Origin of the sequence: Maribacter aquimarinus, from assembly GCF_047345505.1 — a bacterium.
Lineage (GTDB): Bacteria > Bacteroidota > Bacteroidia > Flavobacteriales > Flavobacteriaceae > Maribacter.
This window is the reverse complement of the sequence record NZ_JBLFEO010000019.1, coordinates 87314-99038: the sequence shown is the minus strand read 5'-3', so window position 1 is coordinate 99038 and position 11725 is coordinate 87314. Positions and strand designations below refer to the sequence as shown.

At 50.7% G+C, this 11725-nt stretch carries 11 protein-coding genes; 2 read left to right on the top strand and 9 right to left on the bottom strand.

The annotated features are described in order from the left end of the window. Positions 1-222: 222 nt before the first annotated feature. Together ACKWCC_RS13745 and ACKWCC_RS13740 are read left to right on the top strand one after the other, a co-directional pair. Positions 223-678: a helix-turn-helix domain-containing protein gene (locus tag ACKWCC_RS13745; RefSeq protein ID WP_413996520.1), complete on the top strand. Its 456-nt coding sequence runs from the start codon at positions 223-225 to the stop codon at positions 676-678. Next, positions 668-1231 (top strand): PIN domain-containing protein, encoded by a 564-nt coding sequence (locus ACKWCC_RS13740; protein ID WP_413996519.1) that lies wholly within the window; start codon positions 668-670, stop codon positions 1229-1231. Before ACKWCC_RS13745 ends, ACKWCC_RS13740 begins: the two co-directional genes overlap by 11 nt. Positions 1232-1620: 389 nt before the next feature. Here the strand turns inward: ACKWCC_RS13740 and ACKWCC_RS13735 are convergent, their stop codons facing one another. The 9 genes from ACKWCC_RS13735 to ACKWCC_RS13695 all read right to left on the bottom strand — a co-directional run bounded on the left by ACKWCC_RS13735 (position 1621) and on the right by ACKWCC_RS13695 (position 11697). After that, positions 1621-2682: an NAD(P)/FAD-dependent oxidoreductase gene (locus ACKWCC_RS13735; RefSeq protein ID WP_413996518.1), complete on the bottom strand. Its 1062-nt coding sequence runs from the start codon at positions 2680-2682 to the stop codon at positions 1621-1623. A 780-nt stretch (positions 2683-3462) separates the two neighbouring features. Further along, positions 3463-4080: a precorrin-2 dehydrogenase/sirohydrochlorin ferrochelatase family protein gene (locus tag ACKWCC_RS13730; RefSeq protein ID WP_413996517.1), complete on the bottom strand. Its 618-nt coding sequence runs from the start codon at positions 4078-4080 to the stop codon at positions 3463-3465. Between the two features lie 177 nt (positions 4081-4257). Then, positions 4258-5094, bottom strand: coding sequence for a uroporphyrinogen-III C-methyltransferase (cobA, locus tag ACKWCC_RS13725; protein WP_413996524.1), 837 nt, complete (start codon positions 5092-5094; stop codon positions 4258-4260). A gap of 116 nt (positions 5095-5210) precedes the next feature. Then, positions 5211-7316, bottom strand: coding sequence for a nitrite reductase (locus tag ACKWCC_RS13720; RefSeq protein ID WP_413996516.1), 2106 nt, complete (start codon positions 7314-7316; stop codon positions 5211-5213). Positions 7317-7650: 334 nt separating this feature from the next. Then, positions 7651-8898: a sulfate adenylyltransferase subunit 1 gene (locus ACKWCC_RS13715; RefSeq protein WP_413996523.1), complete on the bottom strand. Its 1248-nt coding sequence runs from the start codon at positions 8896-8898 to the stop codon at positions 7651-7653. Positions 8899-9026: 128 nt separating this feature from the next. Beyond that, the gene (gene cysD / locus ACKWCC_RS13710; protein ID WP_413996515.1) at positions 9027-9971 is read right to left on the bottom strand and encodes a sulfate adenylyltransferase subunit CysD; all 945 of its coding nucleotides are present in this window, start codon (positions 9969-9971) and stop codon (positions 9027-9029) included. 71 nt (positions 9972-10042) lie between these two features. Then, complete coding sequence (locus tag ACKWCC_RS13705) at positions 10043-10666, bottom strand: phosphoadenosine phosphosulfate reductase domain-containing protein (RefSeq protein ID WP_413996514.1); 624 nt, start codon at positions 10664-10666, stop codon at positions 10043-10045. 5 nt (positions 10667-10671) lie between these two features. Next, the gene (locus ACKWCC_RS13700; RefSeq protein ID WP_413996513.1) at positions 10672-10938 is read right to left on the bottom strand and encodes a DUF2061 domain-containing protein; all 267 of its coding nucleotides are present in this window, start codon (positions 10936-10938) and stop codon (positions 10672-10674) included. A gap of 348 nt (positions 10939-11286) precedes the next feature. Continuing rightward, a complete protein-coding gene (locus ACKWCC_RS13695; RefSeq protein ID WP_413996512.1) occupies positions 11287-11697 on the bottom strand; it encodes an RrF2 family transcriptional regulator in 411 nt (136 codons plus the stop codon). Positions 11698-11725 lie beyond the last annotated feature (28 nt).

Below are 11725 nucleotides of genomic sequence, written 5' to 3'. Positions count from 1 at the left end.
TGTTCGTTTTTGCTATTACAATTTACCACTTTTAAAACAGTTTTCCTATTTTAGAACCTCCCGGAACATCAATAAAACCAAGGCTTTCATAAACTATCCATCTTTTTTTCGGGGGATGGTTAGTTAGTTATTAGCATTAGTTTTTATAAAGTTTAACAGTCCGAATAGAAGTTTATTTCGTTTATTTCGTTTAATATTGTGTATCCTAACACTTAAGACACCATGGAAACCTTTAAAAATATCAATAAGCCATCTAAAGAGGAGCAAAAGATTGCTATTGAATCTTATGATGCTCTTGCTTCTGTAATTAAGGAATTAAAGTCCGACAATCCTGAAATAGAGATTGAAGAAACTCAAGAACGGATAAAAATTCCATTAAGTGCACTAAAACTTCTCGGTGATATTCTCGAGGCTATGAGTAAAGGCAAACCATTTTCTTTAGTCCCGATAGCAACTGAAGTAACTACTCAAAAAGCAGCAGAGATTTTGGGCTGTTCGAGACCTCATTTCGTAAAACTTTTAGAGGATGGTGAGATCGAATTCACAAAAGTCGGTAAACATAGAAGGGTAAAATTTGAGGATGTTATGGGATATAAGAAGAGGATGAAAGAGGCTCAGAAAAAGCATATTATAGATATTATGCAATCTGACGAGGAAACTGGATTATATGATTCATAGCGTCCGATTTATTTGTGTTCTAGATACAAATGTTATCTATCCTATCGAAATCCGGGATTTACTTTTTTGGTTTGCCCATTACGATTTGTACACACCAAAATGGAGTGAACATATTTTTGATGAGTGGACTGACGTAATGAGACGTAAAGGGGTTTCAGAAGAAGAAATTTTGAAACGCATATCGAAAGCAAATCTAGCTTTTCCGGATGCCTTAGTCTCTAATTATTCAGGTTTAATTTCTGGTTTAACGTTACCGGACAAAAAGGATTGTCATGTCCTAGCAGCAGCCATAAAGATTAACGCAAACGTAATTGTAACCAATAACATTAAAGATTTTCCAAAAGAGTATTTGTCCTCATTTGGTCTGTCAGCAAAAACCGCAGATGATTTCTTAACCGACATAATAGATTTAAATCCCGAAAAGGCCGTGGAAGCATTTAAGGAAATGGTTCTGAATCGTCGAAATCCTGATTTGGATGAGTTTGAAGTACTAGATATTCTTAGAAAAAGGGGTATAAAGGATACAGCAGATTTTTTACATTCCCAACTTTGAATAAATTAATGCTAACGCAGGCATGTGATGATTCATCATATATAGCTTACAGCCACAAGATAAGAAATCAAACCAGAATGACCTTTGGAGCATTGATGCCCCGGCCCGTCACCCAAAATGGTCGCATCCAAAAATAGGCAGGCCGGAAATCCAGGATGCCAGAACCGCAATGGCAGGCTTCTTTGGAGTTTTTTTCCAACGGAATCCAAAATAAACAAAAACCTGTTCCGATCCTTGCCTGTTTCGGAACGGATGCCCTTGGGACAAAAGCTCAGCAAGGGATTATAGACAGCGCTGGGTTAGCAATGAAGAAAAAAACGTGATGCGGCACTTTGCATGCTACCCAAATCGGGACAGAATCCCTTTGGGGCATCCAACACCTAAACCCCTTACCCAATGGCCTGCACCACTTCTTTCTTGGCCTCTTTTTTGGAACCATCAAAGCCTTCCACCCCACCCACGGTGGTGTATTTCATTACAAACCGTTTACCGGGGTTGATGATCTGGTAGGCATATTGGCACATTACGGCCGCTTCGTGGAAACCGGAGAGGATCAGTTTCAGTTTCCCCTCGTAGGTGTTCACGTCCCCAATGGCGAACACGCCGGGCAGGTTGGTCTGGTAGTCCTTGGCGTTGTTCACCTTAATGGCGTTCTTCTCTATTTCCAGCCCCCAATCGCCAATGGGGCCCAGTTTGGGCGACAGCCCAAAGAGCGGAATAAAATCGTCCACCTCCAAATGGGTGTCCTCCTTTTCGGGGGCATTGTGCCCAATGGCCACGGCCTGCAGCTTTCCGTCCCCATAGAGGGTCTTTACCTGGGCTTCGGTAAAGAGCTTAATCTTTCCCGATCGTGCCAGCTGGGACGCCTTTTCCACCGAATCCAAGGCGCCCCTGAACTGGTTCCTGCGGTGCACCAGGGACACTTCGGCCGCCACATCGGCCAAGAAAATGGCCCAGTCCAGGGCCGAGTCGCCACCTCCGGCAATGACCACTTTCCTGCCGCGGTACACTTCCGGATCCTTGATCATGTAGGCCACGCCGCGATCTTCATATTGCGCCAGCTGGTCTATGGCGGGCTTGCGGGGCTCAAAAGAGCCCAGACCTCCGGCAATGACCACCACCGGCGCCTGGTGGCGGGTGCCCTTGTTAGTGGTCACGATATAGGAGCCGTCTTCCTGCCGATCCAGATGTTCGGCACGTTCGCCCAGGGTAAATCCGGGTTCAAACGGTTGTATCTGCTGCATTAGGTTCTCCACCAGGTCGCCCGCAAGTATTTCCGGAAAGGCGGGGATATCGTAAATGGGCTTCTTGGGGTAGATCTCGGAGCACTGTCCGCCCGGTTGGGGCAGGGCATCGATCAAATGGCATTTCAGCTTTAACAATCCGGCTTCAAAAACGGTGAAGAGGCCGGTGGGACCGGCGCCTATGATGAGTATGTCTGTTTGTATCATTTTTTTAATTGGTATTCGGTACGTGTTAATTACTACTTCGTTTTTAGTCGATTTTCTGGTTGTATTTTTATTTTGATGATATCCTTCAAGCTTTTGGAGCTCGATCCCTTCGACTGCGCTCAGGGTGACATTCTGTTTGTTGCTGCCAACCTTCAACCTTTTGGAGCCCTGGCCCTTCGACTGCGCTCAGGGTGACATTCTGTTTGTTGCTGCCAACCTTCAACCTTTTGGAGCCCTGGCCCTTCGACTGCGCTCAGGGTGACATTCTGTTTGCTTTTTACATTTTTTTCCGTCAAGATTTAACCTAAGAACCCGTAGCCCTACGAGGGCGCTCAGGGTGACATTTTGTTTGTTGCTGTCGATCTTCAACCTTTTGGAGCACTGGCCCTTCGACTGCGCTCAGGGTGACTTTTTGTTTGCTTTTTATATTTTTTGCCGTCAACATTTAACCTAAGAACCCGTAGCCCTACGAGGGCGCCCAGGGTGACATTTTGTTTGTTGTTGTCGAATTTCAACTTTTGGAGCACTGGCCCTTCGACTGCGCTCAGGGTGACATTTTGTTTGCTTTTTACATTTTTTTTCCGTCAACATTTAACCTAAGAACCCGTAGCCCTTCGACTGTGCCCGGGGTGACATTTTGTTTGTTGTTGTCCATCTTCAAGCTTTGGAGCATTGGCCCTTCGACTGCGCTCAGGGTGACAATTTGTTTGTTGCTGTCGATCTTCAACCTTTGGAGCCCTGGCCCTACGACTGCGCCCGGGGTGACCTTGTTGAGACCCATTACTTCGCCTCCATTTCAACCCCGGCCTTCTTCCCTTCTCCGGGGCTTGGGGCCAGTGGACTTGTGATCCGGTTCATTTGATCTACTTTTTCCTCAAAATCGCCCTTAATGGTTTTTCTATAGTCATTGAGGTTCTGAACCATTTGACTGATGTCCTCCGGAATCACTTGCTCAAAAAACTGCCGTAGGCGCTTGGCGGTGGTGGGCGATTTTCCGTTGGTGGAAATGGCCACCTTTACGTGCCCCTTGGTAACGATGCCGCCCATATAGAAATCGCAATACGGCGGATTATCGGCCACGTTCACCAGCTTGTCCATGGCCCTGCAATCTTCATATACCTGTACGTTCACCTCCGGAACATCGGTAGTGGCAATGACCATGTGCTTCCCCTTGAGGTAGCTTGGGCGGTACACATCGGTGATCAACTCCACCTTAAATCCCGCGGCCAATTGCAGGGTGGCCTCCCGGAACATGGGCGATACCATGGTCACCGTGGCATCGGGGCTGGACTTGGTTAAAAAGCTGAGTTTTTCCTCGGCCACGTTTCCGCCTCCAATGATCAATACGTGCAGGTTGGCCGTTTTCAAAAAAATAGGGTACAAGTTGTTTCTTTCCATTTTTATTTTGGTACATCATTACTTCATTGGCCCAATTGGGGGCCAGCCATCAGGACAAATGTTAGGCCGAGCGCCCATCTGAATTATTGGCGCGGCGGGCGAAGCCCTTTTGGGGTTCAGAGTTTTTAACACCACCATAAAACCAACCGGGCCACTACCTATATGTTTGTTTTGAAATCAATACCCCACGGCGGCCAAGAAATGGTCTTGGGCCACCGGTTCTCTGACTGGCGTCCTTTGGCCGTTCCGCATCAGTTGCGCCATGCGCTCCCGGTGCCGCACCACCTCGCCAATGACAATGATGGCCGGGTTGGCAAGCCCCTTTTCCGCAGCAATGGAAACGATCGTCTTCACCGTGCCCACGCCTATTTTCTCCCGTTCCGTGGTGCCCTCCTGTATAATGGCCACGGGCGTATGTTCCTTTCCCTCCGCCGTGAACAGGGCCATGATCTGGGCCAATTTGGACATCCCCATCAAAATGAGCACCGTGGCGCTGGATTTTGCCGCCAACCGCACATCGTTGGACAGTTCGTGTTCTTTGGTGGTGCCTGTAATGACCCAAAAACTCTCTGCGGCACCGCGTTTGGTCACCGGTATGTTCTGGGTGGCGGCCACACTAAGACTGGATGAGATCCCGGGCACCATGGCGGTGGGGATGCCGTGCCGGGCGGCATGTTCCATCTCTTCCGCCCCGCGGCCAAACACAAAGGGATCGCCCCCTTTGAGGCGTACCACACGGCCGTGGGTCCCGGCCCGGCCCACGATCAGGTCATTGATCTGCTCCTGGGTATAAGCGTAACACCCCTTGCGCTTGCCCACAAAGATCTTTTCCGCCCCGGGCGCATATCCCAAAAGTTCGGGGTTCACCAGGGCATCGTACAGCACCACCTGGGCCGCCTGCAAGGCCTTGACCGCCTTTAGCGTAATGAGCTCCACATCTCCCGGACCGGCGCCAATTACGGTAAGATGGGGCACCCTAGCCCCCAAAGGAGGAGCCCCTTCGCCAACAGCCATTTTTACCGACCCTTGCCCAGGAGCACAACGTTCCCTTTGGTTGTTGGGCCTTGGAACGGCCAATTCAAAAGCGTCGCCTTTTCCTTTCCTGTACCTGTTGTACGTGTTTTGATGCTTCATACGTTCTGGGTGCTTGTGGTGGCCAGTTCTTGGCTCCTGTAGTTTTCCACGGTGGCCAAGAAATCCTTGGCGTCCTGTAAATAGCTTTTGGCAAAGGATGCCGTGGGTTCGTTCTTGTTGAGTTGCAGCACGAGATGTTCAAATCCGCCATCGACCGAAATCCTATTGGTCTGAACAAATTTTTCATCAAAATCCGCAATGATGCTGTTATGGGTGTTGGTCTTGGTCTTTTCTGCCGTTAACAGGGCCTTGGCGGCATTGACCATGGCGGCATAGGAATAGTAGATACTGGCCGCCCATTTGCCCTGCTCAAAGGTCTCGGTGGCGGTCTGTACCTTCTCATCGCTCTCCAACAAGAGGGTGGCAATGAGGTCTATGACCACACCGGCACATTCGCCAATGCCTATGGCCTTTTCGTATTTTTCCTCATTCCCCCAATCGATAAAATCTTCCGGGACCAGATTGTCCACATTGGTCAGGGGCTTCAAGAACTCATAGAAATACATCTGGCCTTTTTCCCGATAGTAGTCCGTGTAGGACAGGCCATTGCCGTGCGCATCAAAATCGTCCAAAATGAGGCGCAGCGCCTCTGGGCCCCGTTTGCTGGGAATCTTCACCACCTTATCGGCAAAGACCCCCTGGCCATTGCCCAAGTTGCCCCCGCCCAGGAGCACTTGCAGTGCCGGGGCCACCAGTTTGTCCTTGGTGCGCACGGACATGCCCTGAAAGCCAATGTGCGCCATGTTGTGCTGCCCGCAAGCGTTCATACAACCGCTGATCTTAATGACCACATCGGGGTTTTGGGTGTAATTGGGGTATTCCGTCTTAATGACCCGCTCCAGCTCCGCGGCTATGCCCGTGCTGCTGGCAATGCCCAGGTTGCAGGTGTCCGTTCCCGGACAGGCGGTAATGTCCAGTGCCCTGTTGTAGCCCGCCTCCGCGAAGCCCAGTTTCTGTAGTTCCGAATGGAAAAAGGGAAGCAGTTCTTCCTTCACGTGGGGGATCAAGATGTTCTGGCGCAGGGACAACCGCAGTTCCCCGGCCGCGTATTGCTGCACCAGATCGGCCAACAAGCGCGCCTTGTCGGTGTGGAAATCGCCCAACAGCACCTTGATGCCAATGGCCACAAAACCATCTTGTTTTTGGGGGACCATGTTGGTGGCCTTCCAGGTTTCAAAGGCTTCCCGATCCGTGACGGACACCTCCGGTACGGCCACCTCGGCAATATGGGCCTTGGGGTAGGCATCCACATCCACCTTAAAAGAAGCCATGGGCACGGCTTTCCCTTCCTGTTCCAAGAGCGCCTTGAAGCCCTCCAGGCCCAGGTCTTTTATAAGGAACTTCATCCTGGCCTTGGCACGGCTCTTGCGCTCGCCGTACCGATCAAAGACCCTGATCACCCCCTCCATCATGGGAATGATCTTATCTGCCGGCAAAAATTCATGGAGCACATCGGCGTGGCGGGGCTGGGAACCCAATCCGCCGCCCAACATCACCTTAAACCCGCGCTGCCCGTTCTGCAGCTTGGCAATAAAGCCCAGATCGTGCATGTAGGAGAGCCCGGTATCGGCATCACTGGCCGAAAAGGAAACCTTGAATTTGCGTCCCATTTCCTGCCCAATGGGGTTTCTCAAAAAATACCGAAAAAGGGCATCGGCATAGGGCGAGACATCAAAAGGTTCGTTTGGGTCGATTCCGGCGGTCTCGCTGGCCGTTACGTTGCGCACCGTATTGCCACAGGCTTCCCTAAGGGTTACCTGGTCCTTCTCCAGCTGCGCCCAAAGCTCCGGGGTGCGGTCCAGATCCACATAATGGATCTGTATGTCCTGGCGGGTGGTAATGTGCAGGCGCCCGGTGGAGTATTCGTCCGAAACATCGCAGATACGCCTCAATTGTTGGGAGGTAACCTTGCCGTAGGGCAACTTTATGCGGATCATCTGCACGCCCTGCTGCCGCTGTCCGTAAACGCCACGGGCCAAGCGGAGGCTTCGGAACTTTTCCTCATCTACCTTGCCCTCCTTGAATTCCCTGATCTTGCGCTCCAATTCCAAGATATCCTTTTCCACTACCGGATTCTCAATTTCTGTTCTAAAACTTTGCATACACAGCCGCTGACTAACCTCCCCAACAGGAAAGGAACACTTGCCCGGGCAAGGCAAGCATTGTTGTTAATAAATATATTTATCCTATGGATTTAATAGATTTTAAAGCTCCATCAATCCACCTTAATTTGTTGCTCCGAATGTCACAAAAAAGACCATCCCCTTTGGGGCAATGCCCTTCCCGCTTGGGCCGGGTCTGCAAAAACCGTTCCTTCGATGCCTTCCCACGGCCCACCGGGGTCTCCCGCATTTGCTAAAAGGCCATCCTTGTCATGATGTTTCCCTACCCGAGGTCCACGCTGTGCCCCCATTCGTGGACCGGCGAACCCAGGGCCTAGACAATGAACCCCGCTCCCACCGTGCTATTGGTCTGGGTGTCTATGATGATAAAGGATCCGTTGGTCCGGTGGTCCTTGAACCGATCATAGAAAATGGGCTTGTTCAGTTTAAAGCTTACCGCTGCGATATCGTTCATGCCCAATCCGTCCACATCTTCCTCAATCCCGGAATAATCGGGGTTGATCTTGTGATGAATGGCGCCCACTTTGGCCAAGACCTTGTTCACGCCGTGCTGCACCACATACTTGTTTCCCGCCCGCAGTTGTTGGGCATCCATCCAGGCCACAATGGCCTTGAACTGCTTGTCCACAATGGGCAGGTCGTTGGCCTTGACCAGCATGTCTCCCCGGCTCACATTGATCTCGTCTTCCAAGGTAATGGTGACCGAGGTTCTTCTGGAAGCGGTCTTGTACTGCTTGTTGTGTACATATATGGCCTTGATGGTAGATCTTGTTTGCGATGGCAGCGCCACCACGGCATCGCCCACGCTGAGCTCACCTCCGTACACCTTGCCGGCAAAGCCCCTAAAATCGTGAAATTCGGCCGTTTTCGGGCGGATGACATACTGTACGGGAAATCTGGGCGTGCCCACATTGGACACGGCGGCCATATCCAGGGCCTCCAAATGCTCCAACAGGGTTTCCCCTTGGTACCAAGGTGTGTTTTTGGATGCGTGCACCACATTGTCTCCCTTGAGCGCGCTCACGGGAATAAAGGTAATGCGCTGTTCCGCATAGTCCCGTTTCTGCATCAGGGCCTGAAAATCTGTCTTGATCTCATTGTAACGTTCCTCGGAAAAATCCACCAGGTCCATTTTGTTGATGGCCACCACCACCTCCTTGATCCGTAGCAGGTTGTTGATGAAAAAATGGCGGTGCGTCTGCTCTATGACGCCCTTTCGGGCATCGATCAAGATAATGGCCGCCTGGGAGGTGCTGGCGCCGGTGACCATGTTACGGGTATATTCCACATGGCCGGGGGTATCCGCAATGATGTAGCTCTTTTTTGGGGTGGAAAAATAAATGTGGGCCACGTCTATGGTGATGCCCTGCTCCCGTTCTGCCACCAGGCCGTCCGTGGCCAGGGAAAAATCGAGATAATCATAGCCCTTTTGCCTACTGGTCCTTTCAATGGCCTCCAGCTTGTCGGTGGTCAAGGATTTGGTATCGTAGAGCAAACGGCCGATCAGGGTGCTTTTTCCGTCATCCACACTACCTGCGGTGGCCAGCTTTAGCAGCCCCATGCCTGGCTTCCCTCCAAGGGAGGGTGCTTCCTTGATCATAATGGTTTCACTGGTATCGGTATTCGTCATTCCAAACTGGATTTTCTGTATAGATTTGTTGTCCCGCTGTTTGGGATCAGGTGGGTTCTTTAAAAATAGCCCTGTTGTTTTCTTTTTTCCATGGCCGCCTCAGACCTCTTATCGTCTATTCTGGCACCTCGTTCGCTGATGGTGGAATCGCGGATCTCACTCACCACGGCATCTATGTCCGTGGCCTCCGAATAGACCGCGGCGGTACAGCTCATGTCTCCCACGGTCCTAAAGCGCACCATGCGCTCCAGTACTTCTTCATCTTCCTCTTGGTACACGTGGTCCGAGTGGGACCAGATGAGGCCGTCCCTGAGGAACACCTTGCGCTTATGGGCAAAATAAATGGAGGGGATTTCCATGTTTTCCTCCTTTATGTAAGACCAAACGTCCAGTTCCGTCCAGTTGGATATGGGAAAGACCCGCACGTTCTGTCCGTGATCGATCTGTCCGTTGAGCATGTCAAAAAGCTCCGGACGTTGGTTTTTTTCGTCCCATTGCCCAAAATCGTCCCGGACGGAGAAGATGCGCTCCTTGGCACGGGCCTTTTCCTCGTCCCTGCGGGCACCCCCAATGCAGGCATCGAATTTAAACTCCTCTATGGCGTCCAACAGGGTAGTGGTCTGCAGGGCATTTCTACTGGAATACTTCCCGGACTCCTCCTTTACCTTGCCCTGGTCAATGGAATCCTGGACCTTGCGCACAATGAGCTCCAGACCAAGATCGGCCACCAGCTTGTCCCTAAAGGCAATGGTCTCCGGAAAATTGTGCCCGGTGTCTATGTGCATCAAGGGAAAGGGGATCTTGGCGGGCCAAAAGGCCTTTTGCGCCAGCCGTACCAGGGTAATGGAATCTTTCCCTCCCGAGAAGAGGAGCACGGGCTTTTCAAACTGCGCGGCAACCTCCCGGATAATGTAAATGGCCTCGTTCTCCAAGGCGTTTATGTGCGCGGTATCCCCGGCCAGGGCAACGTTCCCGGTTGCCTCCAAATGTGCTGTGTTATCCATTGTTCTCCAAACTCAAATACAAAATCAAACTAAAATCGTGTGCAAAGGCAACCTTTTTGCCCTGCCCCAACTTAGGTGTGCAGTCCGCACTCCCTGTTTTCCAACACCTTGGTGGGATCAAAATACGTGTGTTCGTTGGGCAGCCCATGCTCCTTTAAATAGGCGTCCAATTGGGTATCCGTATAATGGTGGAAAGGACTTACCTTTAAAACGCCCTGGCGATCTACGCTCAAAATATCCAAACGATCCCGCAAGGCGGTCTGTCCCTTTCGTAAATTGGTGAACCACACTTCCGGTCGGTGCGCCTTCATGGCCCGCCTAAAAGGTTCCAATTTCACCTGATCGGTAAAGGTGGCGTGCCGTGGATCGTCTATCTGGGGAATGCCCATCACCACATTTCTATGGGCCACGGTTTGCTTGGGCACATAAAGGTCTATGTTAAGCTGCAACCGATCGATGAGCTCGGTGGCATGCCGGTAGGTCTGTGGGGTGTTGTAGCCCGTATCGCACCAAATTACGGGAATGTCTTGGCGCACTTGGGACACGGCGTGGAGCAGTGCCACTTCATAGGGCCTAAAATTGGTGGTCACCACCGCCTTTTTGCCCAAATCCAGGGCCCAGGAGATGATCTCCACCGGAGGAATGCCCTTGAACTGCCTGTTCAACTGTGTCAACCCGTTTTCCGTAAAGCGCATAATTTCTAGTGTTTTCCCCAGGTTATCTTGTTCCATAAACGTTCGTGAAAGAAATACAGGAACATTTTGGTAATAAAATCTATGGTAGCAATGGAGGCCGCAATGGTGACCTCCCCGGTGAGCAAATAAGAGATGAGCAAGGTATCCAAGGTGCCTATGACCCGCCAGCTAATGGCCTTGACCACACTGCGAAGCGGACGCTCCGATCTTTTATCTGCCCGGTATTTGCTTTTGGTGGATTTCCTGTCCAACAACAATTGATCAATTATCATGTGCCCGATCCTGTTTTTAAATCCTACCAATTTAGTAGGGTAGCAAAATAAGGTGTTTTTACATCGTCCCGCAAGAAAAAAAGAAAAAAATTAATATTCCTATGGATTTACTGGGGTAATTGGGGCTTAAGGGTCATGGGTTGATACAGGTTCCCAACAATTTGGCGTTGCAAGGATAAGAGTTGCAAGGGAACAAATGCCAAGATATCCCTAATGGAAGTCACTGCCCCGGGGCAAGCCCGCAAGGCATTCATAAGAAATTGAACTTTAATTTCGAGGCAAGCTTCGGAGTATCAAACCCTTTGGCGGTGCCAATGAAAAACGCGGATACGATGAACAAGGGTATTCCTATCCAATGATATCGGACAAGGAGGTGTTGCGGTACACCTGTAGGTTGGCGTCACGCACCTTGAGCATGAGCTTGTTCACGGCGCAACTGGCCTCATCGGGACAGTCATCGCAGGGTTCATAAAAATTGAGGCTCACACAGGGCACCATGGAAATGGGCCCCTCCAAAACCCGCATCACATCCGTCATTAAAATGTCCTCCGGCGTTTTCAACAGATAATAACCGCCGCCCTTCCCCTTTTTGGAGCCCAGAAACCCGGCCTTTCTAAGGGACAACAGAATACTTTCCAAAAACTTTTGGGAAATGTTCTCCTGCTCGGCTATGTCCGCGATCTGTACCGGATGCCGATCTTTTTGGGCACCTAGATGGGCCAGGGCCTTAAGTCCGTATTTGGTCTTTTTAGAGAGCATGCGGCTAAGATAAGTAAATTAAAGACCA

Coding starts and splice junctions, on each gene's coding strand:
- cobA (WP_413996524.1), bottom strand. CDS start 5,094: ATGGCTGTTGGCGAAGGGGCTCCTCCTTTGGGGGCTAGGGTGCCCCAT.
- ACKWCC_RS13705 (WP_413996514.1), bottom strand. CDS start 10,666: ATGCGCTTTACGGAAAACGGGTTGACACAGTTGAACAGGCAGTTCAAG.
- ACKWCC_RS13695 (WP_413996512.1), bottom strand. CDS start 11,697: ATGCTCTCTAAAAAGACCAAATACGGACTTAAGGCCCTGGCCCATCTA.
- ACKWCC_RS13735 (WP_413996518.1), bottom strand. CDS start 2,682: ATGATACAAACAGACATACTCATCATAGGCGCCGGTCCCACCGGCCTC.
- ACKWCC_RS13700 (WP_413996513.1), bottom strand. CDS start 10,938: ATGATAATTGATCAATTGTTGTTGGACAGGAAATCCACCAAAAGCAAA.
- cysD (WP_413996515.1), bottom strand. CDS start 9,971: ATGGATAACACAGCACATTTGGAGGCAACCGGGAACGTTGCCCTGGCC.
- ACKWCC_RS13730 (WP_413996517.1), bottom strand. CDS start 4,080: ATGGAAAGAAACAACTTGTACCCTATTTTTTTGAAAACGGCCAACCTG.
- ACKWCC_RS13745 (WP_413996520.1), top strand. CDS start 223: ATGGAAACCTTTAAAAATATCAATAAGCCATCTAAAGAGGAGCAAAAG.
- ACKWCC_RS13740 (WP_413996519.1), top strand. CDS start 668: ATGATTCATAGCGTCCGATTTATTTGTGTTCTAGATACAAATGTTATC.
- ACKWCC_RS13720 (WP_413996516.1), bottom strand. CDS start 7,316: ATGCAAAGTTTTAGAACAGAAATTGAGAATCCGGTAGTGGAAAAGGAT.
- ACKWCC_RS13715 (WP_413996523.1), bottom strand. CDS start 8,898: ATGGGGCTGCTAAAGCTGGCCACCGCAGGTAGTGTGGATGACGGAAAA.